This window comes from Lacticaseibacillus nasuensis JCM 17158 (assembly GCF_001434705.1).
In the GTDB taxonomy this organism is placed as follows: domain Bacteria; phylum Bacillota; class Bacilli; order Lactobacillales; family Lactobacillaceae; genus Lacticaseibacillus; species Lacticaseibacillus nasuensis.
The window spans coordinates 212745-239523 of the sequence record NZ_AZDJ01000032.1; the positions used below are offsets into that span (position 1 = coordinate 212745).

At 58.5% G+C, this 26779-nt stretch carries 28 protein-coding genes and 1 pseudogene; 7 read left to right on the plus strand and 22 right to left on the minus strand.

Going from position 1 to position 26779, the window contains the following annotated elements:
* Positions 1–374: 374 nt before the first annotated feature.
* The 6 genes from FD02_RS10310 to FD02_RS10335 form a co-directional block, all read right to left on the minus strand.
* Entirely contained in the window at positions 375–668 is a 294-nt protein-coding gene (locus FD02_RS10310; RefSeq protein ID WP_056952144.1) for a PTS sugar transporter subunit IIB, read from the minus strand.
* A gap of 91 nt (positions 669–759) precedes the next feature.
* Complete coding sequence (locus FD02_RS10315) at positions 760–2154, minus strand: PTS galactitol transporter subunit IIC (protein WP_054722066.1); 1395 nt, start codon at positions 2152–2154, stop codon at positions 760–762.
* 23 nt (positions 2155–2177) lie between these two features.
* Entirely contained in the window at positions 2178–2468 is a 291-nt protein-coding gene (locus tag FD02_RS10320) for a PTS sugar transporter subunit IIB (RefSeq protein ID WP_054722064.1), read from the minus strand.
* A 2-nt stretch (positions 2469–2470) separates the two neighbouring features.
* Positions 2471–2944, minus strand: coding sequence for a PTS sugar transporter subunit IIA (locus FD02_RS10325; protein ID WP_056952146.1), 474 nt, complete (start codon positions 2942–2944; stop codon positions 2471–2473).
* Between the two features lie 3 nt (positions 2945–2947).
* Complete coding sequence (locus FD02_RS10330; RefSeq protein WP_056952148.1) at positions 2948–3361, minus strand: PTS sugar transporter subunit IIA; 414 nt, start codon at positions 3359–3361, stop codon at positions 2948–2950.
* A gap of 1 nt (position 3362) precedes the next feature.
* A complete protein-coding gene (locus FD02_RS10335; protein WP_056952150.1) occupies positions 3363–4832 on the minus strand; it encodes a BglG family transcription antiterminator in 1470 nt (489 codons plus the stop codon).
* 177 nt (positions 4833–5009) lie between these two features.
* Here FD02_RS10335 and FD02_RS10340 point away from each other — a divergent pair, with 177 nt between their 5' ends.
* Positions 5010–6419 carry a C69 family dipeptidase gene (locus FD02_RS10340; protein WP_056952152.1) on the plus strand — a complete coding sequence of 470 codons (1410 nt, stop codon included), beginning with the start codon at positions 5010–5012 and terminating at the stop codon, positions 6417–6419.
* A gap of 68 nt (positions 6420–6487) precedes the next feature.
* Here the strand turns inward: FD02_RS10340 and FD02_RS10345 are convergent, their stop codons facing one another.
* The 6 genes from FD02_RS10345 to FD02_RS10370 all read right to left on the minus strand — a co-directional run bounded on the left by FD02_RS10345 (position 6488) and on the right by FD02_RS10370 (position 11633).
* On the minus strand, positions 6488–7060 hold the full coding sequence (locus FD02_RS10345) for a GNAT family N-acetyltransferase (protein WP_054722053.1): 573 nt from the start codon (positions 7058–7060) through the stop codon (positions 6488–6490).
* A complete protein-coding gene (locus tag FD02_RS10350) occupies positions 7057–7467 on the minus strand; it encodes a peptide deformylase (RefSeq protein ID WP_054722118.1) in 411 nt (136 codons plus the stop codon). Before FD02_RS10350 ends, FD02_RS10345 begins: the two co-directional genes overlap by 4 nt.
* The gene (locus tag FD02_RS10355) at positions 7451–8560 is read right to left on the minus strand and encodes an endonuclease/exonuclease/phosphatase family protein (protein ID WP_056952154.1); all 1110 of its coding nucleotides are present in this window, start codon (positions 8558–8560) and stop codon (positions 7451–7453) included. The genes FD02_RS10350 and FD02_RS10355 overlap by 17 nt, the downstream gene beginning before the upstream one ends.
* A 65-nt stretch (positions 8561–8625) precedes the next feature.
* Positions 8626–10614: a KUP/HAK/KT family potassium transporter gene (locus FD02_RS10360; protein ID WP_056952226.1), complete on the minus strand. Its 1989-nt coding sequence runs from the start codon at positions 10612–10614 to the stop codon at positions 8626–8628.
* Positions 10615–10750: 136 nt separating this feature from the next.
* Positions 10751–10966 (minus strand): P8 family protein, encoded by a 216-nt coding sequence (locus FD02_RS10365; protein ID WP_054722052.1) that lies wholly within the window; start codon positions 10964–10966, stop codon positions 10751–10753.
* An 88-nt stretch (positions 10967–11054) separates the two neighbouring features.
* The gene (locus tag FD02_RS10370) at positions 11055–11633 is read right to left on the minus strand and encodes a uracil-DNA glycosylase family protein (protein WP_056952158.1); all 579 of its coding nucleotides are present in this window, start codon (positions 11631–11633) and stop codon (positions 11055–11057) included.
* 141 nt (positions 11634–11774) lie between these two features.
* On the opposite strand from FD02_RS10370, the gene FD02_RS10375 reads away from it, so the two are divergent.
* From FD02_RS10375 to FD02_RS10390, 4 genes are read left to right on the plus strand one after another with little or no spacing between them, the layout of a single operon-like run.
* Positions 11775–12149 carry a GntR family transcriptional regulator gene (locus FD02_RS10375; RefSeq protein WP_054722050.1) on the plus strand — a complete coding sequence of 125 codons (375 nt, stop codon included), beginning with the start codon at positions 11775–11777 and terminating at the stop codon, positions 12147–12149.
* Complete coding sequence (locus tag FD02_RS10380) at positions 12142–12849, plus strand: ATP-binding cassette domain-containing protein (protein WP_056952161.1); 708 nt, start codon at positions 12142–12144, stop codon at positions 12847–12849. Before FD02_RS10375 ends, FD02_RS10380 begins: the two co-directional genes overlap by 8 nt.
* Entirely contained in the window at positions 12846–13634 is a 789-nt protein-coding gene (locus tag FD02_RS10385) for a hypothetical protein (RefSeq protein ID WP_054722048.1), read from the plus strand. The genes FD02_RS10380 and FD02_RS10385 overlap by 4 nt, the downstream gene beginning before the upstream one ends.
* Positions 13635–13644: 10 nt before the next feature.
* Positions 13645–14448, plus strand: a complete 804-nt coding sequence (locus FD02_RS10390) for a hypothetical protein (RefSeq protein WP_056952163.1) — start codon at positions 13645–13647, stop codon at positions 14446–14448.
* Positions 14449–14497: 49 nt separating this feature from the next.
* Here the strand turns inward: FD02_RS10390 and FD02_RS10395 are convergent, their stop codons facing one another.
* Both FD02_RS10395 and FD02_RS10400 read right to left on the minus strand, forming a co-directional pair.
* On the minus strand, positions 14498–15007 hold the full coding sequence (locus FD02_RS10395) for a transcription repressor NadR (RefSeq protein WP_054722042.1): 510 nt from the start codon (positions 15005–15007) through the stop codon (positions 14498–14500).
* Positions 15008–15749: 742 nt separating this feature from the next.
* Positions 15750–18464 (minus strand): HAD-IC family P-type ATPase, encoded by a 2715-nt coding sequence (locus tag FD02_RS10400; protein ID WP_056952167.1) that lies wholly within the window; start codon positions 18462–18464, stop codon positions 15750–15752.
* 175 nt (positions 18465–18639) lie between these two features.
* On the opposite strand from FD02_RS10400, the gene FD02_RS10405 reads away from it, so the two are divergent.
* Positions 18640–20004, plus strand: coding sequence for a TrkH family potassium uptake protein (locus tag FD02_RS10405; RefSeq protein WP_056952170.1), 1365 nt, complete (start codon positions 18640–18642; stop codon positions 20002–20004).
* Positions 20005–20020: 16 nt separating this feature from the next.
* Positions 20021–20653 (plus strand): potassium channel family protein, encoded by a 633-nt coding sequence (locus tag FD02_RS10410; protein ID WP_054722293.1) that lies wholly within the window; start codon positions 20021–20023, stop codon positions 20651–20653.
* A 46-nt stretch (positions 20654–20699) separates the two neighbouring features.
* Here the strand turns inward: FD02_RS10410 and FD02_RS10415 are convergent, their stop codons facing one another.
* From FD02_RS10415 to FD02_RS10450, 8 genes and pseudogenes are all read right to left on the minus strand, one after another.
* Positions 20700–21026: an AzlD domain-containing protein gene (locus FD02_RS10415; protein WP_054722291.1), complete on the minus strand. Its 327-nt coding sequence runs from the start codon at positions 21024–21026 to the stop codon at positions 20700–20702.
* The gene (locus FD02_RS10420) at positions 21016–21723 is read right to left on the minus strand and encodes an AzlC family ABC transporter permease (RefSeq protein WP_056952173.1); all 708 of its coding nucleotides are present in this window, start codon (positions 21721–21723) and stop codon (positions 21016–21018) included. Before FD02_RS10420 ends, FD02_RS10415 begins: the two co-directional genes overlap by 11 nt.
* Before the next feature lie 116 nt (positions 21724–21839).
* On the minus strand, positions 21840–22214 hold the full coding sequence (locus FD02_RS10425) for a hypothetical protein (protein ID WP_054722289.1): 375 nt from the start codon (positions 22212–22214) through the stop codon (positions 21840–21842).
* A gap of 93 nt (positions 22215–22307) precedes the next feature.
* Positions 22308–23225: an aldo/keto reductase gene (locus FD02_RS10430; protein ID WP_054722287.1), complete on the minus strand. Its 918-nt coding sequence runs from the start codon at positions 23223–23225 to the stop codon at positions 22308–22310.
* Positions 23226–23276: 51 nt separating this feature from the next.
* Complete coding sequence (locus FD02_RS10435) at positions 23277–24131, minus strand: DegV family protein (RefSeq protein WP_056952176.1); 855 nt, start codon at positions 24129–24131, stop codon at positions 23277–23279.
* Between the two features lie 75 nt (positions 24132–24206).
* Positions 24207–25299, minus strand: a pseudogene (locus FD02_RS10440) (NADH-dependent flavin oxidoreductase).
* 134 nt (positions 25300–25433) lie between these two features.
* Entirely contained in the window at positions 25434–25754 is a 321-nt protein-coding gene (locus FD02_RS10445; RefSeq protein ID WP_054722285.1) for a PTS sugar transporter subunit IIB, read from the minus strand.
* Positions 25755–25836: 82 nt separating this feature from the next.
* Positions 25837–26664, minus strand: a complete 828-nt coding sequence (locus tag FD02_RS10450; RefSeq protein WP_056952179.1) for a tyrosine-protein phosphatase — start codon at positions 26662–26664, stop codon at positions 25837–25839.
* Positions 26665–26779: the final 115 nt, after the last annotated feature.

The following is a 26779-nucleotide window of genomic DNA, read 5'->3' on the forward strand; positions in this document are numbered from 1 at the left end:
ACAGCCCACAAAGCCCGGTATATCAACACCGTATTTTTGACGATTGCGGGGAAAATTCAGCGGGTGAGGCAACCCACTCGACCGAAAAAGTAAATTCTAAAGAATACTTTTGTTGAAGAATTACAACATGACAACTCCATCATCTTCAAGCCTGTTTTTTTCGCTGCATGGCTTTCTAGACCGTGAGATTTTTTTGAAAATGGCGATTTTTGCTGTACTGTGAAAACAAGTCAGGCCGGCGTTTTTCGAGCACTTTTAACACTTTTCTGGGCTGAGCGCTTTATATAAGTGTAGGGCGCGCAGGCCCGATCACCTTCCGCGCCCACACAAAAACCCACCCGGCCAAGCCGAGTGGGTCAAGTTCACGACGTTGATTATTCTTGGAAGCCCAAGACCTCAAACGCCTTGTCGATCAGCGGCTCAACGCCGATGTTCGTCAGGAATGGCAGACCGTTCAACACAGTCGTGCCTTCTGCGCCATCGTATTGGGTGGTGGTCACAACTAAGTCATAGTTGTCAGCCATCGAAGCCACTTGGGCAATCGAGGTTTGGTCGATTTGGTAAGCATCTTCTGGCACATGATGTTCGTCGAAGGCTTCCTTGAGCTTATTCATAGCAACGGTGCTGGTCACAACACCGGCGCCACAGGCAACGAGGATTTTTTTCATGAGAATCTTCCTTTCTTGGTGACAAGTCAATTATACGCGCTTTGGCGCCACATCGCTGCACGCACCATGAGCTTTACAAATTGCCGCCACATTACTTTGCGGCTTCTGCGGGCTTAGCGTTTTCTTCAGCAACAATCTTCTTGCGGTTCCAGAAAATCAGAATCGCGCAGACGATGATCCCAAAGGCATACAGGACCCACTTGTTTTGCGCCAACTTAACGAAGACCCAAGGGAACGGGTCGGACCCGTTGTCGATACTGTTGATCAACGTGGAGCCCTTAGGAATGGAGAAGTGAGCGGCACGGGCAGCGCGCGTAACCAGCGGTGCCAGGTCAGTACCGATCCACAGGCCGATGACAACGTGGATGGCCCCGATGATGAAGGAGCGGAAGAAGTCACCATGCACAACGGAAACGATCAGTGGGAACATGAAGACGAACCCAACCAAACCGATAGTTGGCAGGAACTGGTTGCCAGGCAGGATGAAGGCAAACAGCAAGGCGACTGGAATCATCAGCGTGGCACAGGCCAGAACCACTGGGGAACCAATCCCAACGGCGGTATCAAGGCCGATGTACAGCTTCCGGTTACCAGAGAACTTCTTTTGCGTCCACTTCTGGATGTTGCCAGAAACTGGCACAACGCCTTGCAGCAACATGGCCGCCATTTTTGGCGTGATGACCATGACGGCAGACAAGGTGACACCCATCAAGAGAATCTTCCCGATCTTGTCGGCGATACTGATGCCAGGGACGGCAATGTACGCCAGCAGACCGATGAAGCAGCCAATGACGAAGCCCAACAGCGTCGGTTCGCCCCAGGCCCCAAACTTCTTGTTGAAGTCCTTAGCTTCCAGGTGAATCTTGTTGACGCCAGGAATCTTGTCGATAATCCAGTTCATGACAATCGCAGTTGGCACATAAGTCGCGGCGTAACCATGAGGGATACTGATCCCAGGCAGGCCCAGATACTTATCAACCAGTGGTGCAGTCCGGTCGGCAATGACCATGACGATGATCATGAAGACCGAAGCGGTGAACAAGCTCAAGACAATGTCCTTAGTCATCGCGTAAACCAGAGAACCGGAAAAGGCGAAATGCCAGAAGTCCCAGATATCAACATCAATCGTTTGAGTGGTCTTGGTCACGATCATGATGATGTTGATCAAGATGCCTAGCGGGATGATGGATACCCCAACGGCAGTCCCATAGGCGATGGCACTGGCGGATGGCCAGCCCACATCGATAACCTGCAGGTGCAGGCCCATGGTTTTGATCATGCTTTGAATCGCAGGGTTCATGACGTCAGTCAGGATGGACACGGTCGCGTTCAACCCAATAAAGCCAATCCCGACCATCAAGCCACCACGCAGGGCTTTGGCAAATGGGACCCGGACGGCTAAGCCGAAAATCAACATGATGATCGGAATCATGACCGTGGGGCCGAGATTAACGATGTACATAATTGCATCGATAAATATCTTCATGATAACTATTTCACTCCAATTTATTAATCCAGTGACAAGTAATGGGCAAACTCAGCAAAGAACGCCGCCGTATCGTCGCCGGCCAACAACGCTAAGGCCGAAATGATGCGTTCGTCAGGGCCCGCCTCAAGCGGCGTGGTCGTGACGACCAAATCATAATCGGCGGTTTGCGCGTACACGTCGCTTAACGTGCCTTGCGTCAACTCGATGCCGGTCCAGCCGCGGGCCTGGATTTCCCGGGAAATCTTCGCCATCACAATCGTGCTGGTGACGATACCCGACCCGCAGGCGACCAATACGTGCTTGGTGTTCATGCTTAGTCCTCGAACTTTAAATCACTTAAAAAGGCGTCCACATCGGCGAAGATGTCGTCAACTGTGGTCATGCCTAACAACTTTTGCAGGTGAGCCTGATCTTGCACCAGGCTCATGATCTTCTGTAAGGTCGCCACTTGGCCGTGGGCCTCGTGGATTCCGAGCATGAAGACGAGACTGACATCAAGCTCTTGGGTGGTGTCCGCCATGTTGCGGAACTTCACCGGGTGGGCCAACGTGGCCACGGCAATTTTCGACTCGTTGGTGTACTTGGCATCGGCGTGCGGAATCGCCACGTTGATGGCCCCAGTCGGCAACCCTGTCGGAAATTTGCTTTCCCGGGTCAACACTGCCGCCTTGAAGCTATCCTTGACGAAGCCGTTCTCAGTCAGCTTGTCGGCCAATTGACTGATGACATCTTCGGCGGTGTCGGCAACCAACTGTGGCACAATTAATTTTGTATCTGCTAAACTCACGTACTAACCCTCCATGACTTGACGAATCAGTTCTTGAATAACGGGTAACGTGGCGGTGCTTAACCGCTGCAACCAGGTTGCATCAGCCAGTGCCGTCATCAACTTGATCATTTGCGCATCCGCGCCCCCTGGCGGTAAGACCAGCACCAAGCACAGGTGCACGGTGTGACCATCCGGCCAGGCCAATGGCGATTGGCTTCGCGCAATCACCAGCGTCGGGGTCAAGCCAGGAGCCACATAATGCGGCGTGGCAATGCCGGCCCCGATATAGGTCGAGCCCAGCGCCTCGCGCTTCGCGACAGCGCGAGCAAAGGCAGCAGGTTCTGCAATAATAGCGTGTTCTTGGAAATAGCGACCCAGGTCGGTCATCGCGGCTTGCACCGTTTGCCCGGCCATGGTCGTGGTCAGAATCTGCATGTCATGCCCGCCCTTTCAGTGTTTCGACGATGCGCCGCCGGTCTTCTTCGGAGAACAAGGCCGATACGACCACGACCGGCGTACCGGCAATTTCCGGCGCGGCCACCGTGGAAATCACGAGGTCGGGGTGCTCGGTGTTGACCACCGTGTCATATTCCGCCAGGGCCATCACCTTGATGATGTCGAAATCGGGAAAGGCTTTGTGCACCTTGACCTTAATCAGCATCGAGGTGCCGACGCCCGTGGTGCACATGATGGCCACCCGCTTTTGCGTCGCCTGCTGCTCAAGGCAGCGGGCGAAGTATAGCGTGATGAACCCGACTTCGGCGTCGGGGATTGGCTGGAGGTCAAACAGCGACTCCGAGCGGGTCATCACGCCGCGGATCTCGTCGAATAAGCGGCGGTACTGGCGCCGGGTTTCAGCCAACCAGACGTTGACCACGAAGATGCCGTTCTTGTTGCGGTTGAGCATCGGTTGGAGATGGTTGACCAAATCGTCCATGATCATGCTGGATTCGATTTGGTTGTTTTCCAACCGGTTCACCTCGTTGTACAGGTATTCGGTGTAGGCGCGAACCTGTGGATCCAAGTCCCGCGGCCGCGTTGGGCGGCTTTGTAACCGAATGGATAACAGGTATTGCAACAAGTTCACCGTTTCGCTGTACGGCATCTTGGTGTTCAAGTAATGGTTGAAGTCGGCAATGACATCCGTGACGATTTGGTACAACACGGCGTTATCGTCGATGAGGCTCCGCTCACGCGGGGACAGGCTTGGCTGTGCCGCCGGAATTAAGGTCCCTTGGCGCATGCGCATGATCAAGATATAGAGATGAGAAAAGATGTTGATGTTATACGGGTAGGGAATGGGCTCGCCGAGCTTCTTTTCGATGGTCAGCAACTCCCGGGTAATAAACTGCTGATCATAGGGGTTCAAGTCCTTGGCATCCGCCGAGAACTCCTGAATCCCACTCACGGAAAAGAGGTTCATGTTCGCCAACGTCGCGTTGATTGCCGTGCGCACCGCCGCTTCGGTGCCGATGACGCCGTAGCGGTGGGTGTCTTTGTTCAACGCGAGGGCATAGCCCTGGAGGGTCTCTTCTAAGGCGGCCAAGTCACTGGCTTGGGTCGATTCGCTGATGTAGAACTCCTCAAACAGCTGCTGCGCAGTCACCTGATACGGCGCCTTGAACAGCAACACGAGCAGTTCCTTGTTCCGCCGCTGCAACGGGGTGAAGCTCGCCTGGTTGCTTGGCGTCTCCGGCACCGCCACGGAGGCGGTGGTCGGGGTCATGCGAATGCCCTTGCCTGGGCTTTTTTCCACAAGGGGCGTGGCGGATTGCGCGTTGATCCGCGCAATCAGGCGATAAACCGTCTTGCTCGACACTCCGAGCTCCGTCGCGACTTGATTGGCCGAAACAAAGTCGGGATGGCTACGGAGAGTGGCGATCAGTTGGCTTTCATTGGCCCGCATAGCATTCATCCTTTCGTTGTCTACTTTACGCATTCACGCGTTGGCCACATGTCAACATGTGTCCACATCTATGGACAATTATCGTGAAAATCTCATGAAAAGCAAGTAATCGCCTTTGCTAATTATCCGATCCTCCCCTACAATATGGCTGAAGCCCCATTGAAGGAGGAAATCATTTTGACAAAACGCGTTCATGGTTCCTGCACCACTATTCTCGTCGGCAAGGCCGCCAGCATCGACGGCTCCACGATTATCGCCCGTAACGAAGACGGCAACGTCCCACTGCAGCCGCAGAAGTTCGTCTACGTGCACCCGGCCGACCAGCCGCGGCACTACCAAGCCGAGCTCAGCGCTTTTAACCTCGACTTGCCGGATAATCCGCTGGGTTACACCTCGACGCCAGAAGCCGTTGCCGGCAAAGGCCTCTGGGCAGCCGCTGGCATCAACAGCGAAAACGTCGCGATGACCGCCACGGAAACCATCACGACCAACGCCCGCATCCTCGGCATCGATCCGCTGGTGCCAGAAGGCCTCGGTGAAGAAAGCATCACCACCATCGTCTTGCCTTACATCCACAGCGCGCGCGAAGGCGTGCAACGCCTCGGCGCATTGCTGGAACAATACGGCACCTACGAAACCAACGGCATCTGCTTCTCCGACAAGGATGAAGTCTGGTACTTTGAAAGCATCGCCGGCCACCACTGGGCTGCCATTCGGATTCCCGATGACGCCTATGTGGTCGCCCCGAACCGCTTCAACATCACCGACTTCGACTTTAACTCCGCCGACTGCATGGCCAGCGCCGACCTCGAAGAGCTGATTACCACGTATCACCTCAACCCGGACCGTGACGGCTACAACCTGCGCCACATCTTCGGCAGCGCCAGTGCCAAAGACACCCGCTACAACAACCCGCGGGCTTGGTACGGTCAGCTGTACTTCAACCCAGAGTTCGACACTGAACCGATCGATCAGGACCTGCCGTTCATTTGTCGCACAGATAAAAAAATCAGTATCGAAGACGTGAAGTACGTATTGTCCTCGCATTACCAAAACACGCCTTACGATCCGTATAGCAACGCCGGTACCGAGGAAGAAAAGAAGCGGTTCCGCCCAATCGGCATCAACCGCAACCAGGAACTGCATATCCTGCAGATTCGCAACGATGTGCCAGCCGCCATCGCCGGCATTCACTGGCTCGCCTTTGGCCCGAACACGTTCAATGCGGTCGTGCCATTTTACGCCAATGTGACCGACACCCCAGCGCCTTACCGCGACACCACCAGCACGTACGATCCGCGTAACATGTACTGGCTGTTCTCCACGCTGGCCGTGTTTGGCGACACCGATTTCACCTTGTACCAAGACTTTGAAGACCTCTTTGAGCAAAACACGGTAGCCGCTTGCCGCCACCTGCAAATTGAGGCCGACGCGCACTACGCCGACCAAGCCGATCCCGTTGAATACCTCACCGCGGTGAACGCCAAGATGGCCGACATCGCCTTGGCCAAGGCCACGACCCTGTTAGGCCAAATGGTGGCCTTGGGCGCGCCAAAGATGAAGCTACAGTTCACGTTAAACGACTAATCTCGTTGCACATCAAAAACCACTTCGCATCTGCGAAGTGGTTTTTTCGTCTGCTCTAGCTCAGCCTGTCAGTGCGCCGTGCCAACCGCCTCACGTGGCCGCGGGTCACTGGCCAGCATCCCCATTAGAATGTCGTCACCATATTGCCCGGTGGCCGAGTCCCACACCGCATCGCGCAGCCGGCCTTCGTCGATAAAGCCGGCCCTTTGGTAGACGTGATGCGCCCGCGGGTTGAACGAGAACACATCCAACCCCAGCCGGTGCAGGTGCAGCTGATCGAAGGCAAAATCGCGCGCCGTCGTGACCAACCAGGTGCCCCAGCCGTGGTTGCGCAAGGCGGGGTCAAACAAATAGATGCGGTAGTTGGCGCAACGCAGCGTCCAGTCGATGTCATTCAGGACACTTTCGCCGGTGATCCGCCCATCCGGTGCCACCAGCAACAAGTCGTAGCGGTTCGGGTCAGTGATGGTGTGCAGGTAAAACTCGACGACTTGTTGCTTGGTGAAGCTGCCGCTGCCGGTGAAGCGATCCCCTTCCGGATCGCGCCGAGTGAAGTTAGCGTAGTAGGTCTCCGCCTCAGCTGGCCGCCCCAGCCGCAAGGTGTAGCCGGCGCGTTGCCACTGTGGATCGAGCTTGGTCATATCAAAATTCCTTTCAAGTGGTCGCATTCGTGTTGAATAATTTGCGCCTCAAAACCGGTGAAGCGCCCGGTTTGCGCTTCTCCGCTCGGCGTGTGCCAGCTAACCGTGATGCGCCGGTATCGGGTCGTCGGCCGCGTCCCCGTCAGCGACAGGCACCCCTCCTCGGTCTCAAAAGGGCCGCCTTCGCGGGTGATGACGGGATTCATCATCGCCACGGGGCCGGCGGCGAGTTGCGCGACGATGATGGCCACCGGCTGGCCAATCATGTTTGCTGCCATCCCCACGCACTCGGCCCGGTGCGCCGCCAAGGTGGCCAGAAGGTCCTGGGCAATGTCGGCGTCGGCAGTAGTCGCTTGCCGGGCGCGTTGTTGAAGCAAGGCTTGGTTGTGATTAATCGGTCGAATCATGAGGGCCCTCCATGGCTGGTTGTAACGCAAACGTCAGCCGTACCGGGTTATGGTCGGAGTCTTTAAAGCCGGCATCCACCACCCGCACCTGCTTAACGGTGACATTCGGCGACACGATGAAGCCGTCGATCAAGGTCACGAAGGTGCGCCCGGGTTGATACGGCGCGTCGAGGTAGCGCACCGAGGGCACCGCGGCCGCGGCCAGACCCGCCAGCGGCACGGTAAACCCAGCCGGCAAGTCCGCCACCGGAAACGGGTGCGTCCAGGTGTAATCCGGCTGTTTGGTGTGGAACACCGCTGCGCTATTGGTCAGCAGGCGGTGGTTAAAATCGCCGCCCACCACCACGTAGTCGCCGGTGCGGTACGCCGCGGCGATATAGGCAAAGAGTTTGTGCAACTGGGCGGCTTGTACCGCCCGGTTCTTGGTGAAGGCCGACAGGTGGACGTTGACCAGCTGCAGGTGGTGGCCATCGCTGGTGGGCAATTGCGCGACGGTAAAGGCCCGATCCAAGTCGAGAAACTTGCTAAGGTCGGTGGGAATCGGCAACGAATACCGCCGGGCGCTGTCGATGCGCGTGGTACTTAGCGTCAACAACCCCGACTGCGCCGCCCCAATCGGCTGGGTGAATGGATACGCCAGGTACTTGGTGGCGTAGTTTTGGCCGTACACCGCCTCGTGGGTCTGGGCGAAGGCCCCGGTGAGCCAGGCCACCTCGTTGACGTGCCGCGAGCGGTCGCCGTCGCTATCGACCTCTTGGAACAAGGCAAAATCGGGCAGATCCTGGCGCGTGGTGGCTTCGATGCCGCGCATGGCCTGCTGCACACTGGCGGCGCTAGTCGCGCGGCTAGACTTACCACCGGCCATGAAGAACGAATAACTCGGCGGATATGACCCGTAGCCGATGTTAAAGGTTTGCACGGTGTACTCGCGTCCGGTCTGCATCAAAGCAGCGCCCGGCCGGTGATGCACCGGCAGCGTCTGGTCATCCGGCAGTCGCCGGTAAGTCGCCAACATGTACGCCACGTAGCTACCGGCAACGAGCCCCACCCCACCGGCCACGCCGCCGAGCACCTGCCATAATCGTTTCGTCATCGCTGTCACCTCCACCGTTAGTTTACCATGAACAAAGCGGCCAGCATGCGCTGGCCGCTTTAAGCTTATTCTGGTTTCCGCGTGTTCTTGATTTCACTACTTTCGAAGTGTGGCGCCGGCGCTGCGTTGATAAATAGCGGCACGGTTTCCACCACCACGTCCGAGAATTCCAGCCCGTACCATTGCGCCGGGTTGGTGGCGATGTTTTGCAGCCACAGCCGCCCACCGATCAGGCGCTTTTGCCAGTTCGGGATGTCCTGGCTGGTTTGCAGGCCCTGCGGCTGTTCGGTGAGGATGATGAACTTGAAGTCCCCAACCGTGCGGTGATGTAGCGTGGAGTAGCGCGGCTGCTGCGCGTCGATGGCGTGGGCGTCGATCAAATCATTAATGATTTGGCGCATGTAGACATTGACGTGCTGCGAACACCGGAACCCGAGGTACAACTGCACGTCGACGACGTTGCGCGTGCCCATCAAGTCGGCGGTGTAGCTCATCGAATACGGCTCGGCGGTTTCGTTTACCGTCACGAACCAATAGACATGCGCGCGCTTAGGCCGCTTGTCGAGAATCGAATACATCGCGGTCCGGCGCAAGGTATAGTCCTTGCGCACCCGCGTCATGTACACGAGGTTGGTCGAATACAGCGGCACCCCGTGGTCGCCAATCAGGCGGTTGAGCTGCGGGAGGTAGTCCTTTAGGTTTACCGACTCGCTTTCGCCTTGGTACCGCTCGCGCAGCTTGTTGCCGAAGAACCACACCACCATCAGCAGCAAGATCAACAACATGATGACCAAGGTGATGTAGCCGCCGGCGATGAACTTGGTCAGGCTGGCAATCAGGAAAATCGACTCGATTAGCGCAAAGAAACCGGCCACCAGTAACGCGCGAACGCGTGACCCGTGCATGCTGAGAAATTCATACAGCAACAGTGTCGTCATCAGCATCGTGACGGTGATGGCCAACCCGTAGGCCGCCTCCATCGCCTCGCTGGTGCGGAAATACCAAACGACGCCCAGCGTCACCACCAACAGGAACCAGTTCACGGATGGAATGTACACCTGACTGCGATGCAGGTTCGGGTGGCTGATGTGCAGGCGCGGCAGGAACTTCAACCCAATGGCTTCGTTGACCAGCGTGTAGGACCCGGTGATTAAAGCCTGCGACGCGATGATCGCCGCCAAAGTGGCCAGGACAATCGCCACCGGCCGCAGATTATCCGGCAGCATGGCGTAAAACGGGTTTAAGGCGGTTTCGTTGGCGTATTGCGCGTCGTTGGCGTGGGCAATGAGCCAGGCGCCTTGGCCGAAGTAGTTCAGCATCAGCATGGCGAACACAAACGGCCAGGTGCGGTAAATGTTGTGCTTGCCGACGTGCCCCATGTCCGAGTACAGCGCCTCGGCCCCGGTCGTCGCCAGAAAGATACTGCCCAGCAAGAAAATCCCGACCTTATTGCCTGGTGCCACCAGCACCTTCAGCGCCGGCACCGGCGACAAGGCCTGGAGAATCTCGACGTGCCCGGCCAAGTGCCAGACGCCGACGATTCCGAGAAACAGGAACCACCCCAGCATCACCGGGCCAAACGCGCGCCCGATGGTGGCGGTGCCGAAGCGTTGAATCAGGAACAACGCGACGAGAATGGTCGTGGTAATCGCCAGCACCAACAGCTGCGAGTCGCTAAAGGTGAAGCTACCAAAGCGCTGGCTTTTTAATCCCTCTACCGCACTGGTCACGGTCACCGCCGGGGTCAAGGTCCCATCGGCCAACAGCGCTGCGCCGCCAATCAACGCCGGCAACGCCAACCAACGCCCGCGCTTGCGCACCAAGGCGTACAGCGCAAAGATGCCACCTTCGCCGTTGTTATCTGCGCGCATGGCAATGAGCACGTACTTCACCGTCGTCAGCAGCACCAGCGTCCAAAAGATCAGGGACACGCTACCAATCACGATGTCTGGCGTCATGTTGCCGACGCGTTGCTCGTCGCCGATGATGGCGTTCATGACGTACAACGGGCTGGTCCCAATATCCCCGTAGACGATTCCCAGCGTGATCAGCATCCCCGCCAGGCTCACCTGTTTTTTCGTGGTCAAAGTTTGTCCTCCTCAACTCAATACGCTTCAGCATAGGGCCTAAAGGCGAACGTGTCAACGGGCCACGAAAAAACCGACTCGCACTGCGAATCGGTTGAGTAGTTTACTTGAGTTCCTTTTCGGCCAAGGCCTTGACGTCTGCATCGGACATGTCCAATACCGGCTTCATTTGCTCCTCAGTCTTGATGGTATCCTTGCCGTTTTGCTCCATATAGTGATCCCACAGTGCGTCGCGAACAGGGAGCTCTGACTGACTCCAGTCGAACACCTCATTCATCTTCTGATCCAATACCAAGGTCTTCTCTAAATCTTCAGCCATTGCGAATCCTTCCTTTCTGAATCTTTCGTACAAGTTCATTATAGTTCATTTTTTAGCAGTCGAGCAAGAAAAGTGCTAAGCAACCAATTTAGAGTAAAGCGCGGACCCGTTGTTGGAGGTCTGGCACCACCTCTTGCTCAAACCACGGGTGCTGATGCAGCCACCCGTAGTTCAATGGCGAGGGGTGCACCAAGGGAAAATACTCTGGCAAATAATCTTGGTAGTGGGCCACGGTGGCGGTTAACGTGGGCTGGCGCCGCTTGCCGAGGTAATACTTTTGCGCGTACATCCCAATCAACAACGTCATTTGCAGGTGAGGCATTAATGCCAACAACGGCGGGTGCCACTTCTCCGCAAAGCCCTTGCGCGGCGGCAAGTCGCCGCGCCCGCCCTTGCCGGGATAGTAGAAGTCCAAGGGCATCACGGCAATCTTGCCGGCATGGTAAAACTCCTCATCGCTGACCCCCAGCCACTGGCGCAGCCGGTCGCCACTAGGATCATGCCAAAAGGTCATCGCCGCTTGGGCCTGGCGACTCGGCGCTTGGCTTAGGATCAACATGGTGGCGCTTGGCATCACCTTAAACAGCGGGTGCAACCCCGCCTTGGTGTAGGCCTGATTCTGCGCATCGGCTTCGATGGCGGCAGTAATGCTGGCAACAGTGGTCATGGCGCGCCTCCTTTACTGGTTTCTATTCTACCAGCCCCCGCCTGACCGCAACTAACGATTTTTTTGCCACAGTGCTTGCGCATTTCGTGTGATGGCATTATAGTGTACTAGTAATCTAATACACTAGTAAGGAGGGCCACAATGGAATTCAACGATAATCTGCCCATTTACCTCCAAATCAAGCAGGTGTTGGCCGATCGCATCATTCGCGGCGACTTGCGGCCAGGTGACCAGTTGCCGCCGGTGCGCCAGCTGGCCTTAGACCTCACCGTCAACGTCAACACGGTGCAGCGCGCCTTGAGCACGATGATCCAAGACGGCATCATCGTCACCCAGCGCGGGCGGGGCAATTTCGTCACCGAAGACGCCACCGTGGTGAGCCGCCTCACCGCCGCCGTGGTCGACTCGGCCGTCGCCAGCCTGTGCACGCAGCTGACGACACTTGGCCTGACCGATTCGCAAATCATTCAAGCCGTCACGCAGCACCTGGCCGGAAAGGACGATTCCAATGACTGATTTATTGCAGATTGAGCACCTAGACTATCAACGCAACTACCACCGCATTCTCACGGACATCAACTTGACCCTGCCGGCCGGGCAAATCGTCGGCTTGCTGGGCGCAAATGGCGCCGGGAAAACCACCTTGATGCGCCTGATCGCCGGGGTGGCCCCGCATTTTCGCGGCAGCATCACCGTCGCCGGGGCCACGGCCATTGCCGCTCGCAAAGCCGTGGTCAGCTACTCGGCTTTGCTGGCCGGCGCGCCGGCCAATGCGCGGCTGGAACAACTCGCGCTGTTTTGTGAGCGGCTATATCCCGATTTTGCCTTCGCCCACTTCCAACAACTGGCCACAGAATTCGCCCTGGACTGCCACGCTAAGCTCTCAACGCTGTCCAAAGGGAACCAGCGCAAGTTCACCATCGCCTTGACGCTGGCGCGGCGCAGTCAGCTCTACCTGCTCGATGAGCCCTTCGATGGCATCGACAGCATGACGCGCAAAAAGATTCTGGCCGGGATTATTCAGTGGAAGCCCGACGCCGCCACCATGGTTATCTCCGACCACCACGTCGGCGATATCGCCAACTTGCTGGATAGCGTCGTCATCATCAAAGACCAGCGTATTGTCGCGCATGAACGGGCCGACACGATTCGCGAGACGCATCATCAAAGCATCGAGGACTACTACGAGGCGCTGTATGAGGAGGCGCAATCATGACCCATTTTCGGCATTATTTCGCCGCCTGTTTGCGGCAGCGCACGCGCCTCTTCGGGTTTGCCTGCGGGTTGGAAGTCGCCATCGTCGCCGGAATCATCTTCTTAATGGCCATCGGCTGGATCAATAGCGACCTGAGTGTGGACAGCGCGCAAGGGGCCTTGGTTAGCGGCGGCATCCTCGCCGCGATCGTCTTGTACATTCGCCTGGCCGCATTCACCGAGCACACCTGGGGGCGCAACCTGGACCGCCTCGTGCCAATCAGCGAATCGGCGCGCTACACCGCCAACCAACTCGCCACGCTGGTGTGGTTCTGCGCCTTTTTCCTCCTGCAGATTGTGCTGTGGAATCTGTTTGCCGTGCTCGATGGCGGCGCGTTTAACTTCACCTCTGGCGACTGGGGCTTTGGCTCGTGGCTGCTGGCGGTGCTGACCTTAAGCTTTCTGTGGGGGTTCGTGCTGGTCAGCCTGGTCCACCTGCTGACGACGCTCATCACCACATTTTTGCCAGGGCGGCGCCAAAAGCTCGTCACCCAAGTGCTGTACGTCCTTGTTGCCATCGCCGTCATTTGGTTCATTAACTGGGTGATCGATTTGATCACCCACATCGCCGGATCCGCGCTGAAGGGGTGGTTCAACCACGCCTTCAACGTCGAAGGCACGCACTTCGGTGAGCGCCCCGGCATCTTGTTCATCGCCCTGGCCGTGTTCGCCTTGATCATCGCCGGCTTCAGCGCGGTGAACGTGTATCTGCTTAAGCACTGGACGGAAACTCAGACCCAACCTTAGGAGGCCCAGGATGAAAATACAGTTTGCCTACCTGCGGGCATTACTTTCGCCGCGCCTGCGCACCGTGCACCTGCTGTTCGGCCTGCAAGCCCTCGCCGTGCTGGTCACCCTCGGCGCTGAAGTCCTCCACCTCGGTCACCTGCGGCTACATCCTGGCGACCTGGCTGGCTTCGGGCTCAGCTACGCCGTGCTCGCCGGCATCGTGTTGTTCGTGCTGCTGGCGCGCACCACCGAAAGAGAGTGGACGGCCAATCTGTGGCGGCTCGTGCCGCTTGGTGACGGCACCCGCTTCGTGACCGCCCAATTGGCGACGGTGCTGGCGGCCACGTATTTTGTGCTGGTCCAAATCATCTGGCTGGTGCCCGCCGCCCACTTCGGCGGCGGCGCCGGGTTCTCCACGAATCTCCACGCCTCGGGGCCGGTGATGGTAACGCTGGCCTTCATCGCCTTATCCGCGTTGGTGTGGGGCTGGTGTTTCGTCTCCCTGGTCCACCTCGCCGGGTTGGCCCTGGGCACCTATCTGCCAACCACGCAGGAACAATTCTGGCGCGGCTTCTTGTACATCGGCTTGTTCTTCTTGCTGGGCACGACCTTGGATAAACTGGGCGACCTGCTAGCGCTGGTGTTAGGTCCAACGATGATTGCCGGGCTCAACTTTGTGCTTGGCGGCAGCGGCAACACGTTAAACTTCTCCGGTCACTGGTCGGCATTATGGGCAGCAGCCGCCTATCTGTGGGTGCTGAACCTACTCATGGGTGCTGCTAGCGCCTGGTTGCTGGCCCACCGGGTGGAAACCACGGAAAATTTAGCCTAAAAAAATGTGGCGGCCAGCTGGTCGTCACAATTTTTTTGCCTCGAGGCACTTATTCGTAAAGGTAGCCGGCATCGCGCAGCGTGGCCTTAATCGCCGCCAACTGTTCGGGCTCGTCATAGGCAACCGTGTGCAGGTGCACGCCGTTGGTCAACTCCGACAATAAGTGGCCGGCATGACCGCGCCACTTGCTGACGAAAAGATGCACGTCGACTGCCGTCCGAATCTGTAGCTCGCCGCGCAGCTGGCCGTAAAGCGGATGGTCGATCAACACATCCAACACCGTACCCCCGGCGCCGACGATTCGCAGCAACTCGTCTTCGGTTTCCTCTGGCGTGTGGCGGCAAACAATCACCGCCTGGTGCCGCACCGCCTGGCGGTATTCATACCCTCGTGGCGTGGCAATAATATCCTCGCCAAGCGCACGGAGCAGGGCGACATCCCCCACTACCGTTTGCCGACTCACGTTAAATTGCTTGGCAAATTCCGTCGCCGTAATCGGCTCCGGCGTATCCCCCAAAGCCGCCTTAATCCGAGACTGCCGCTGTGCACCAGATAACATGATAAAACCTCCCATTGAACAAGTTGCGAGCGGGGACGGTTATGAGACGGAGCAGATGCGCCGCCTGGGCGGTGAGTCGCGCTTTTTGCGACTCGGCGACCGGGTGGTCATCTGTGCAGTCTCATGCCCCCGCGAGCACGATTAAGTTGCGAGCAAGCCCGGTTAAGGGCCGAAGCGTAGGCGCCGCCTGGTGCTTGAAAGGCGCCTTTTGCCTTTCGAGTGCCGGGTGGTCCTACGTGCAGGCCGCTGCCGGTGCGAGCACGATTAAGTTGCGAGCGGGGGCGGTTATGAGACGGAGCAGATGCGCCGCCTGGGCGGTGAGTCGCGCTTTTTGCGACTCGGCGACCGGGTGGTCATCTGTGCAGTCTCATGCCCCCGCGAGCACGATTAAGTTGCGAGCAAGCCCGGTTAAGGGCCGAAGCGTAGGCGCCGCCTGGTGCTTGAAAGGCGCCTTTTGCCTTTCGAGTGCCGGGTGGTCCTACGTGCAGGCCGCTGCCGGTGCGAGCACGATTAAGTTGCGAGCAAGCCCGGTTAAGGGACGGAGCACAAGCGCCGCCTGGTGCTTGAAAGGCGGGCTTTGCCTTTCGAGTGCCAGGTGGACTTGTGTGCAGTCCCTTGGGCTTGCGAGCACGATTAAGTTGCGCCCCCAACCACGATCTAGACTCTCCCATAAGTGTACCGTTTTCCGTCTCGCGCGCAAGCAAAAACCGCCTGTCCATTTCAGACAGGCGGCAGTTAGCGCTTAGGCTTTGGCTTTACTGGTACTCATTTTATCGCGCCCGGCGCGGTGGCGCAGGCTCATGCGGATCAGCTTGTCGATTTCCGTAACCACCAACACGATGAAGCCGGCGGCGATGGAGATGCCCCATTCGCGCCACGACATGTTGGCGGTGCCCATCACGTGGTGCATGAACGGCACGTAGGTCAAAATCAGCTGTAGCACAATCATGATGCCGATGATCACGAAGGCCATCGGGTTGGAGAAGAACTGCTTGGAAAACGCCAAGGCCTTGGTGCGGATGTTGAACAGGTAGAACACCTTGCCAATGATGATGATGTTGACCATCATCGTGCTGGCCGTGGCGGTATCCACCAAGCCGCGGCTTAACAGATAGTCATGCGCCAGCAGGCCAATCCCGGAAATCATGATGGCCACATAGATCAGCTGGAAGACGTCATGCTTGTTCATCATCGGCGCGTTATTCGGCCGCGGCGGACGATCCATGATGCCGCCTTCCGCCGGTTCGAAGATGAACGCGAACTGAATCGTAATCGCCGACACCATGTTGATCCAGAGCATTTGAGGCGCGTTCAACGGCATGTCGTCCATCGTCAAAATGGTAAAGGCAATGACCAGCCCTTCGGCAAAACTCGTTGGCAACAGGAACAAGATACTCTTTTTGATGTTGTCATAGATGCGGCGGCCCTGAGCGATGGCGCGCTCCATGGTGGTGAACTTGTCGTCGGTGAGAATCATGTCGGCGGCGTCTTTGGCGACGTCGGTGCCGGCCATCCCCATCGCCACGCCGATGTCGGCCTTCTTCAGCGCCGGGGCATCGTTCACCCCATCGCCGACCATGGCCGTGATGTTCCCGGCCTTTTGCAAGGCGGTGACGATTTCCAGCTTGTTCTTCGGCGTGGTCCGCGCGAAGACATCGGCTTGCACCATCGCCTTGGCCCGGGCGTCGTCATCCATTTCATCCAGTTCGGTGCCCGTGACGACTCGCGGTGAGTCGGCTAAGCCGAGCTTGCCGGCAATCGCGGCCGCAGTTTCCGGATGGTCCCCGGTAATCATCTTGACCTTCACCCCGGCATGGCGCATCGAGCGAATCGAAGCGATGACGTCCTCCCGCGGCGGGTCGATAATGGCGGCCAAGCCGAGGAAGGTAATGCCAGAGTCGAGACAATCGGGCGTAATCTCCGTCATGTCGGTCGGGCAATCCTTCTCTCCCACGGCGATGACCCGCTGACCTTGCTGGCTAAATTGGCTGGTCAGCTGCAGGTAATGTTCGGCATCAAACGCGGGGTCGCCGGCCTGCGCCATCGGCAACAGCTTATCTGGTGAGCCCTTGATGTACAACTTGTGGGTGCCATCCGGCAACGCCAGCAGCTTGGCCATGTAGCGGTAGTCGGAATCAAACGGCAGCAAGTCGAGCTCTTCGCCTGCCGGCTCCTGCTCACCATAAGCCTTGTGATAGGCAGTTAAAAACGCCCCATCCGTCGGTTCACCATTGATTTCATATTGACCATCGATTTCCGCCAGAGTCGTGTCGTTGGCCTCAAAGCCGGCAATCAACAGCGCCGGCAAGCCGTCGGTGCTGGTCGGGTCCACCACTTGGCCCGCCTGGCTGAACTCGCCAGTCGGGGTGTACCCCGTGCCACTCACGTCGAAGGTGGCACTCGGCGTAACGATGGTGGTGATGGTCATTTCGTTTTTCGTCAGCGTCCCGGTTTTATCGGTGGCGATGACGTCAACACTCCCCAGCGTCTCGGCGCTTGGCAGGGTCTTCACAATCGTGTGCTCGTGCTTGGCCATGCGGGACACGCCCATTGCCAAGACGACGCTGGTGGTCGCCGGGAGGCCTTCAGGCAGCGAGCCGACGATCATCGTGACGATGGCCAACGCCAAGGTGCCGAGCGTATAGTGGCCGCCAATTAAGCCCAAGATAAAGAAGCCTACCGCCGCCACCAGAATCCCCTTGGAAATCCCGGAGCCGACGCCATCGAGCTGCTTCATCAGTGGGGTTTGGCCCTTGCGCACATCGGCCACCGACTGGGAAATCTTCCCCAGCTCGGTGTCGGCGCCGGTGGCCACCACTAACCCAATCCCGCTCCCGGTGGCAACCGCCGTGGAGGCAAAGGCCATGTTGCTTTGTTCGGCCAGCGGAACGTTACCGGTTAAGGCCTCAGTTTGTTTCTCTACCGAGTTAGATTCACCGGTCAAGGCGGCTTCTTGAATCGTTAAGTTATCTTCTTCGATGAGGCGCAAGTCGGCCGGCACGTTATCGCCGGCCTCCAAAAAGACGACATCCCCGACCACCAAGTCGGCAGTCGGCACGTCAATGCGGTCGCCGTCACGATAAACCGTGGCTTCGGCCGCCAGCATCTTTTTGATCTTCTCCAATGCGTTACTTGCATTGGCTTCTTGGTAATAGCCAATCACCGCGTTAATAATGATGACCAAGGCAATGATGATTGTGTCGGTGGTGAGCCGCATTAAGCTGGTCATCACCGCCGCTCCAATCAAGATGTAAATGATCAAATTATTAAACTGCCTCAAGAACATGACCCATTTAGGCGTTGAGTGTGACTCTAAGGCGTTCGGGCCGTTTGCCACCAGTCGTCTGGCGGCTTCCGCGCTGGTTAACCCAGCCTCCAAGTCGGGCGTGCCGACCTGTCCTTGCGCTTGCTCAACTGTTAAATGGGTCATCCTTCGCTGCTCAGCGGGATCGTCCATATACCATCATCCTTTTTTAACGAAATTTGACAACAAATGTTGCCATCGTTTTGACATTATTTTAGAGGAGCCGCGGGCTAGAATCAAGCAACCCCGCAATATTGCCTGGGAAATGTTCGCGTCGCGGCCCGCAGTTCGATAAACTAGAGGTAACCCTTACCGAAAGGAGCCTGCGATGCGCGCTCACGTTCACCTGTCCGCCGCCCAAGCCATCTTATTGAGCTTCGCCGCGATGATCACCGTTGGCACCGCGTTGTTGGCCCTGCCGATGGCCTCGCGCAGTGGTGTCAGCGTCGGCTGGCTCGATGCGCTGTTCACCGCCACCAGCGCCAATTGCGTCACCGGCCTGGTGGTGGTCACTACAGCCAGCCACTGGACCCGATTCGGCCAGCTGGTGATTCTCGCCTTGATTCAGCTTGGCGGCATTGGCTTCATTACCGTGGTCACCGGCGGCTTGATCGTCTTACGCCGGCGCATCAGCCTGCGGCAACGCCTCACCATCCAAACCAGCTTCAACCAAGCCAACATCGGCGGCATGGTAAAGCTGGTTGGCCGGGTGTTGCGCTACACGCTCCTCATCGAAGGCGTCGGCGCCGTGGGGTTGACACTAGCGTTTTGGCGCGACTACCCGCTCGGCCGTGCCGCGTGGTACGGCGTCTTCCACGCGATTTCCGCGTTTTGTAACGCCGGGTTCGACGTGCTCGGGGCCAACTCACTGGCGCCGTATCGCGACGACCCGTTGGTAACCGGCATCATCATGCTGCTCATCGTGCTGGGTGGGTTGGGCTTCACGGTGCTAACCGAACTGCGCAACCTGGTGCGGCCCAACCCGCGGCGCTGGGACAAGCGACTGCGCCACCTCTCCTTGCACACCAAGCTCGTCTTAGTCACGACCGCCGGCTTGCTGGTGGGTGGCACGCTACTGTTCGCCTTGCTGGAGTGGCACAATCCCGCCACGCTGGGAGCAGCCAGCGCCGGGCACAAGTGGTGGGCCAGCGCGTTTGAAAGCGTCACGTTGCGCACCGCCGGCTTCTTCTCCATCGACCAGGGTGGCCTCAGCGACATCAGCAAGCTCGCCGCCAGCGCCTTGATGTTCATCGGGGGCTCCCCGGCCAGTACCGCCGGTGGGATCAAAACCGTTAGCCTGGCGGTGATGGCCGTGGCCGTGCTCGCCGCCATTCGCGGGTCGAATCGTCTCACTGTTTTCCGCCGTCAGCTGCCCCTGGCCGCGCTCCAAAAGGCGTTGGCCATCACCGGCACCCTAGCCGGCTTGATCGCGGTGGCGGTGTTGATTCTGCACTTCACCGAACCCGGTAGCTCGGCGTTAGACCTCTTGTTTGAAGCCACGAGCGCCACGGGTACCGTGGGCCTGACCACCGGCTTGACGCCGAGTCTATCCGCCGCCGGCAAGCTCGTCATCACCTTGTGCATGTTTATTGGCCGGCTGTCGCCGCTGACGCTTGCCGTGGCGCTCACCGGCCGCATGGCGGCCAACCCCGACCTGCTGGCCTATCCCGACGAAACCATCATCTCCGGCTAACGTGAAAGGAGCCCTTATGTCTGAGCAACACAGCTTCGCCGTTTTCGGCCTCGGCCGCTTCGGCACGAGTATCGTCACTCACCTGGCAGCCCACGACGTCGAGCTACTCGCCGTCGATCGCGACCACGACCGGGTCAACGCCATCGCCGAGTTCGTCGACCAAGCCGTCACCGGTTCGGCCGACGCCGAGGAGCTGCTCGCCCGCATCGGGGTCGAGCATTACGATGTCGTCGTTTTTGCCATGGGGGAAGCCTTCGAAAGCAGCGTGATGGCCACGATGATCGCCAAGGAGCGCGGCGCCAAGCGCGTCGTGGTCAAGGCGTTGAATGAACGCCAAGCCCAGATTCTCCGACGAGTCGGCGCCGATCAAGTCGTCTTGCCCGAGGTGGAAATGGGGGCAAAGCTGGCGCGCAGTCTGGTCAATCCCAATATTCTCGACGTCATCGACCAAACCAACGGCATCAGTCTCACTGAACGCCGGCCCGATCCGGAGTGGGTCGGTCAAACCTTGGCCGAAGCCAACATTCGCGCCACGGCGAACCTCGAGGTGATTGCCTTGATTCGCCAGCGCCGCACCTACATCCCCGCTCCCGCGGACCTGGCGCTGGCCGCCGATGACGTACTGGTGACGATTGAACAAACGCAGTAACCAAACAGACCCGACCACGCGTTGCGTGACCGGGTCTGTTTTCACATTATCCCCAGCCAAGCGCGCGCACCGCCGCCATGCTGACGACGCTGACCACCACCGTGACCAACAGGGACTTGCTGATGATGGCCGCCACCACAGTCGGCACGGCGGCAATCAGGTTTTGCGGGTTGACAGTCGGCCACTGTCCGGGCCGATACACCAGCATGCCTTCGACGAAAATCGCCGTGAGAATCGCCACCGGCACGAAGCTGAGAAACTGCAATACCCACTTCGGCAGGCGAGCGGCCTTAACCAAGAGGAATGGCACCACGCGAATCAGCCAGGTGCCGATCCCGGCGCCGAGAATGGTCAGCATGATTTTACTTGGCATCGCGTTCCACCACCATTCCAAAGACGCACCCAACCACCGTCGCCAACAAGATTGCCGTGTTGCCCGGCATGAAGCGCTCGAGCACCACCATTTCCACTGCCACGAACCCGGCGATCAACAGGTGCCGGAGCAACGGCCGGGAGCGGTCGCTAATCATTTGCAGGTACAACAACCCGATAAACATGCCCACCACCGCAAAGTCGAGGCCGAAGGTTTTGGCATCGGGAATCATGCCGCCTAACAATGCCCCCACCACCGTGGCCAGCGCCCAGACGAGGTAGGCGGTGATGTTGGCGGCGTGAAACCACGCCGGCTTCAGGCGGTGGCCGGTCAGGTTCAGCTTGTTCATCGATAAGGCGAAGGTCTCGTCGGTCAACAGCGACCCGATGCCGATGTTTTGCGCCAAGGATTCCTGCTTCAAGTACGGCGCCACGGTCATACTCATCAGCGCCATGCGCGCATTGACCAGCACCGCAGAGGCAACGATGGCGCTGACCGGGGCGCCGGCGAGAAACATGCTAGCGATGATGAATTGACTGGAGCCCCCGTAGACGATCAACGACATCAACCCGACCATCAACGTCGGGATGTGGCTGGTGTGCGCCACCACGCCGAATGCCAAGCCCACGCCGATGTAGCCGAACACCGTCGGCAACACATCGCGCAGGCCGGCCTTGAAGTCTAAAGCGTCATCCATGCTCATCACCTCCACAAACACGTTACTTTTTAGTGTATCGAAGTCTCAAGTTTAATCAATATCTAATCTGAATTTAACCGTAAAAAAAACGCCCGCGCTTGGCGGGGGTCTTCAAGTTATTGCAATGGTTGTTTCGGAGTGAAGTTCTTCAAGTTGGCCAAGGCGACGCCGCCGCCAACGATGACGACAATGCCCCCGGCCCAGCCGAGAAATGGAATCAACGCGACCGCGCCGCCGACAATCAGCAGCACGGAAGCGGCGGGCTTCATCAAGGTCGTACCCTTGTAGAACACCAACGACAAGATGCCCAGCGCAATGGCGACAATCTTCAGTAAGGTCAGAAAACCGCTGGCCCCAGCCGTGCCACTGGTGGTTTCATTCGCCACATCACTCACCGCAGAGGTGGTGATGATTAGTGGGCCAATGAGTAAAATAATGCCTGCCACTAACCCATACACCCCATCGGCTAAACATAAAGATTTCGACTTCATGATAATCTCCCCCTAAGAGATAATAATATGATAAGAACGCCTGAATCTTACCACGTCATTCGCTTGGGGGTCAAAGAATTTGCAAATTTTTGCCTAAAATTGTTTGAACGCCTGGTCGATGGCCTGGAACTCGGCAGCGGTCAGCTGCACGTCCAAAGTTCCCACGATGCCGCGCACCTGCTCGGCATTGCGCGCACCAGGAATCATCACGTCGACCCCAGGCGCGGCCAGATACCAAGCCAAGGCCGTTTGCGTCACCGATGCGCCATGCGCAGCCGCGACGTCGCGCAACACCGCCACACCTTGCAAGGCCGCGTCGAATTGCGCCCCTTCAACGAAGCGGGCAAACCGCGCGCGATCCGCCGCCCCATACTTACCGGTCAACAGGCCCGAAGCCAGCGGGAAGTACGGCACGAAGCTGATGTGATGCGCCTTGAGGTAGGCCATTTCCTCCCCTTCTGGTGCCCGGTGAATCAGGCTGTAGTGGTCTTCAACCACGTCGATATCGCCGTCGACGTTGGCTTCCTTGATCTGGGCCAGCGAGAAATTCGACACCCCGATGGCGCGAATCTTGCCCGCCTGCTTCAACTTGGCCAGGGCCCCGACCGCCTCGGCTTTCGGCGTGGTGGCGTCTGGAAAATGAATATAAAAGATATCGATGTAGTCGGTTTGCAGCCGGGTCAAGGCGTCATCGACGCTTTGCGTCAAGAAGGCCGGATCGTTGTTGGGCTGCATGTCATGCTTGGGGTCATGCGCGGCCTTGGTGGCAATCACGACCTTGCTGCGATCATAGTCTTTCAGCACCTCACCAATCACGGCTTCCGAGCGGCCTTGGCCATACATGTAGGCCGTATCCAGCAATTGAATGCCGCTATCTAAGGCAGTGCGCACCACTTCGCGGCCACTTTGTTCCTGGTCGACGCCGGCGCGGCTAGTGCCCCCCACCTTGTTGGTGCCTAAGCCCAGCCGCGTCGTGTACACATCGCTGGTACCAATTTGAATCTGTGTCATCGAATCCCTCCTTTGGTTTGTGTTTATTGTAGGCTTCAATTCGGCTCACGCCTAGTTGGACTTGCTTTGGCCCACCGCCACGCCAATCAAACCAGGGCCGGTATGGGCGCCGATGGCCGGCGACACCGAACCGATGTAGGTCACCGGCCGCCCTGCCGCTTGAATTTGTTGGCTGACGCTGTGAAGCAGTGCCGGATTTGCGCCATGCGCCACGGCAATCACCGCGTCAGGCCGCGCTGCCGCTAACGCCACATCGATGAGCTTAGCGACGGCTTTTTTCTCCGAGCGCACCTTGGCAATCGGCGTGATCTCGCCTTGTTCGTTCACCGTCAGCAGCGGCTTGATGTTCAATGCCGTGCCCAGAGTGCCGGCGACGCGCCCGATGCGGCCACCCGCTTGTAAATACGTCAACGTCGGCAGGTACAGGTACACGTGGCTGTGCGCAATGGCGGCTTGAGTGCCCGCTATCACCGCGGGAAAATCCAGCCCCGCCGCAATCAAGGCCGCCGCCTGCGCGACGACCAACCCGGTGCCGATGCCGGCGCTTTTGCTGTCGAGCACCATCACCTGGCCCTCGGCAAACTCGCTACTGGCCAGGCGAAACGTCTGGTAAGTCGCCGATAGCGCCGAGGCAATGGTAATGCCCAGCACCCGGGTGTAGCCGGCGGCAAACAAGACTTCCAGCGTACCGGTCACGGTTGCCGGAGCCGGGCTGGCCGTTTGCGGCAGGCGTTGCGCACTCAGCGCCGCGTAGAACTCATCGGGCGTCAGGTCCACGTTGTCGCGGTATTCCTGACCATTCAAGCGCACCGTTAGCGGCACCACCGCAATGTTGGGGTGAGCGGCCAGCACTGCCGGCGGCACATCAGCCCCCGAATCGACAATTAACGCAATTTTCTCAGTCATCGTAATCTCCTAGTCGTTTTCCAAGAGTATACCGGGCTGAGTAAAATTTGTAAATGGGCTTAACGATTAAGGGGATTACTTGCGGAAGAAGCCCGAGGCAAAGTGGTGCAACGGCGTCGTCAGCGGCACAAAGTCGACCGCCTCACTAAACGGTGCGGTAAGCATGGCGTCGTCGGCACCGTTGGCCAGTTTGACCGCCCAAGTCGGGTCGTACAGGAGTTGTTGGCCCACCGCTACGAGGTCGGCCGTGTCCAACACGTTGGCCACGTCTTGGCGCGTGCGGACGCCGCCGACGCCCACCAGTGGGGTCGCTGGCAAAGCCGCCCGCGCGTAAGCCAGCAACGACTGGTCCTGATACTCGGCCTTCCTTGGCGACGCGGGTGTAGTCGTTGAGCGACAGGTGTACGTAATCCAACCGAGTGTCACCGAGCTGCTTGAGCAACCACAACGTGTCCGCCACGCGAATGCCCGGCGTCTCGTATTCCTCCGGCGACACGCGGTAGCCAACCAAAAACGGCCGCGTGGCGTACCGATCAACGGCGGCAAACACCGCGTCAATCACCTCGTGAATGAAACGGTAGCGGCGCGTGCGGTCGCCGCCATAGTCGTCTGTGCGGCGGTTGGAATGCGGGGAGAAGAATTGCTGCAACAAGTAGGTGTTGGCGCCATGGAGCTCAACGCCATCAAACCCGGCTTGAATCGCTCGCCGCGTCGCTTCCCCAAACGCGGTGACGATGGCCTGAATCTCGGGCACCGTCAACTCACGTGGCACCTCCGCGTCCGGCCGCTGCGCCGGCACCGCACTTGCCGATACCGGCTGGGTACCGCCTAACGTCGCGGCATGCGTCATCCGCCCAGCGTGAAAAATCTGCACGATGGCCTTGGCCCCTTGCGCTTGAATCGCCCGGGCGAGCTGGCCGAGCTCCGGCAGAAACGTGTCCGCTTCGATGCTTAACTCGCCGGGCCACCCCTTACCCGTTGCCTGGACATTGGCCGCACCGGTGATCACCGCGCCTAAGCCCTTGGCCCGTTCGGCGTAGTAGTGAATCTCCTCTTGCGTCACCGTGCCATTATAAAAACTTTGTTGCGTCGTCATCGGTGACATCATGAGGCGATTGGCCAGCGTCACCCCTGATTTGAACGTCAATGGTTGATCAAATGTTGTCATATGCGCGTATTTCCCTCCTACAATATCATCATCAATTACTAATTGTATGTAGTATGGCACTGCCGGCAGGGAGAAACAACACAACTCTGCACACCAAAAAGCGGCTCACCGCCATCGCAGTAAGCCGCCTTTACTTATGATTCCGCCGCTTCGATGGTGGCCAAAGCGTCGCGCAAGACGTTTTCGCCCTTCATCTGGCCGTAATCCTGCATGTTGATGACCTTCACCGGCATCGGGTACTGCTTGGCCAGCTGGTCGGCCATGAAGCGCACCTGCGGCCCAAGCATCATCACATCCGGGTGGTGCTCGGCCACGTCCGCAGCAATCCCCGCCGAACCGGTGGCGAAGATGTCGACATCTAGGCCATCCGCCTCAGCCGCCTTGTCCATGCGCGCCACCAGCATGCTGGTGGACATCCCCGCCGAACACACTAACATGATCGTTTTCTTGCTCATTGTCCTAACCCCTTTCGCAATCGCGTGACTGCCTATCTTCACGATACAAAGGTGACGGTTGACTTGGCAAGAAAAACGATGACTACTGCAAAAGCGCCGCTTGCAGGCGCACACACATGGCGGTGGTGACACCGAGCTCGTCGTGTAAATACGCGTGGACCCCACCCCAGCGGTTGGCCAATGCCGCCTCATACGCCAGCAGATATTCGCCGCGCACCGTCATACGGTCGCGAACAATCGCCAACACGTTGTCCGGCGCGCCGGCTGCCTTGAGCTCCGCCCACCGCGCCGCAACATGGGCGTGGTTGAAGCTCGCGCTTTGCAGATAGTCTTGCTGGATCTGGTCGTGGTCGACGCCAAGCGCCGTCAAGAGCAGATACGCGGCGACTCCGGTACGGTCCTTGCCCGCGCTGCAGTGAAACGCAATCGCAGCCCCAGCCTCACTGGTCACCAACACCGCCTGGAAAAACTCGCGATACGCCTTGGCCGCTGAGTCGCTGGTCGCCAGCCCCTCATAAACGTTTTCCATTCGGTGCAGGCCCAAATCCGCCGGCGCATCGCGAAAGGCTTCAATCACCTGGGCCGCCGGTTCGTTGGCCGCATCCTTCACCGTGTTCGCAGCACCCGTCGTTTTCGCACCGGGCATCGTGGTGAAGGTCGGCAACGCCAGCCGTTGGACCCCAACCGGTAGTCGGTCCGGCCGCGGGGTACTCTCGTCGAGGGAGCGAAAATCGACCACCGTGCGCACTCCATAGGCCTTCAGGTAGGCCAGGTCCGCTTCACTCAGGGCGTTCCACGCGCCGGTGCGCAAGAGGCGGTGCGTGCGGATGGTCTTGCCTCGCGTCGTCACGTAGCCCCCGAGTTCACGAAAGTTGAAGCCGGTTGTCACCGGCAATGCAGTTGGGTCCATGCTTACTCCTCCATTTCAGACAAAAAGCCATAACGCGAGTCCATCTACCAAATCAAATCTGACAGTCGTAACCTTGAGTACCACGAACTGGGCTTACGTTAATGAACTATTGTTT

Excerpts from the sequence above, each read along its gene's own strand:
- FD02_RS10365 (WP_054722052.1), bottom strand. The coding sequence starts at position 10,966 with ATGGCTGAAGATTTAGAGAAGACCTTGGTATTGGATCAGAAGATGAAT.
- FD02_RS10360 (WP_056952226.1), bottom strand. The coding sequence starts at position 10,614 with ATGCTGATCACGCTGGGAATCGTCTACGGGGATATTGGGACCAGCCCG.
- FD02_RS10330 (WP_056952148.1), bottom strand. The coding sequence starts at position 3,361 with ATGCAGATTCTGACCACGACCATGGCCGGGCAAACGGTGCAAGCCGCG.
- FD02_RS10415 (WP_054722291.1), bottom strand. The coding sequence starts at position 21,026 with ATGCCAAGTAAAATCATGCTGACCATTCTCGGCGCCGGGATCGGCACC.
- FD02_RS10390 (WP_056952163.1), top strand. The coding sequence starts at position 13,645 with ATGAAAATACAGTTTGCCTACCTGCGGGCATTACTTTCGCCGCGCCTG.
- FD02_RS10375 (WP_054722050.1), top strand. The coding sequence starts at position 11,775 with ATGGAATTCAACGATAATCTGCCCATTTACCTCCAAATCAAGCAGGTG.
- FD02_RS10380 (WP_056952161.1), top strand. The coding sequence starts at position 12,142 with ATGACTGATTTATTGCAGATTGAGCACCTAGACTATCAACGCAACTAC.
- FD02_RS10335 (WP_056952150.1), bottom strand. The coding sequence starts at position 4,832 with ATGCGGGCCAATGAAAGCCAACTGATCGCCACTCTCCGTAGCCATCCC.
- FD02_RS10385 (WP_054722048.1), top strand. The coding sequence starts at position 12,846 with ATGACCCATTTTCGGCATTATTTCGCCGCCTGTTTGCGGCAGCGCACG.
- FD02_RS10395 (WP_054722042.1), bottom strand. The coding sequence starts at position 15,007 with ATGTTATCTGGTGCACAGCGGCAGTCTCGGATTAAGGCGGCTTTGGGG.
- FD02_RS10425 (WP_054722289.1), bottom strand. The coding sequence starts at position 22,214 with ATGAAGTCGAAATCTTTATGTTTAGCCGATGGGGTGTATGGGTTAGTG.
- FD02_RS10370 (WP_056952158.1), bottom strand. The coding sequence starts at position 11,633 with ATGACCACTGTTGCCAGCATTACTGCCGCCATCGAAGCCGATGCGCAG.
- FD02_RS10405 (WP_056952170.1), top strand. The coding sequence starts at position 18,640 with ATGCGCGCTCACGTTCACCTGTCCGCCGCCCAAGCCATCTTATTGAGC.
- FD02_RS10315 (WP_054722066.1), bottom strand. The coding sequence starts at position 2,154 with ATGAAGATATTTATCGATGCAATTATGTACATCGTTAATCTCGGCCCC.
- FD02_RS10430 (WP_054722287.1), bottom strand. The coding sequence starts at position 23,225 with ATGACACAGATTCAAATTGGTACCAGCGATGTGTACACGACGCGGCTG.
- FD02_RS10450 (WP_056952179.1), bottom strand. The coding sequence starts at position 26,664 with ATGGACCCAACTGCATTGCCGGTGACAACCGGCTTCAACTTTCGTGAA.
- FD02_RS10420 (WP_056952173.1), bottom strand. The coding sequence starts at position 21,723 with ATGGATGACGCTTTAGACTTCAAGGCCGGCCTGCGCGATGTGTTGCCG.
- FD02_RS10445 (WP_054722285.1), bottom strand. The coding sequence starts at position 25,754 with ATGAGCAAGAAAACGATCATGTTAGTGTGTTCGGCGGGGATGTCCACC.
- FD02_RS10400 (WP_056952167.1), bottom strand. The coding sequence starts at position 18,464 with ATGGACGATCCCGCTGAGCAGCGAAGGATGACCCATTTAACAGTTGAG.
- FD02_RS10410 (WP_054722293.1), top strand. The coding sequence starts at position 20,021 with ATGTCTGAGCAACACAGCTTCGCCGTTTTCGGCCTCGGCCGCTTCGGC.
- FD02_RS10320 (WP_054722064.1), bottom strand. The coding sequence starts at position 2,468 with ATGAACACCAAGCACGTATTGGTCGCCTGCGGGTCGGGTATCGTCACC.
- FD02_RS10310 (WP_056952144.1), bottom strand. The coding sequence starts at position 668 with ATGAAAAAAATCCTCGTTGCCTGTGGCGCCGGTGTTGTGACCAGCACC.
- FD02_RS10350 (WP_054722118.1), bottom strand. The coding sequence starts at position 7,467 with ATGATTCGACCGATTAATCACAACCAAGCCTTGCTTCAACAACGCGCC.
- FD02_RS10345 (WP_054722053.1), bottom strand. The coding sequence starts at position 7,060 with ATGACCAAGCTCGATCCACAGTGGCAACGCGCCGGCTACACCTTGCGG.
- FD02_RS10355 (WP_056952154.1), bottom strand. The coding sequence starts at position 8,560 with ATGACGAAACGATTATGGCAGGTGCTCGGCGGCGTGGCCGGTGGGGTG.
- FD02_RS10435 (WP_056952176.1), bottom strand. The coding sequence starts at position 24,131 with ATGACTGAGAAAATTGCGTTAATTGTCGATTCGGGGGCTGATGTGCCG.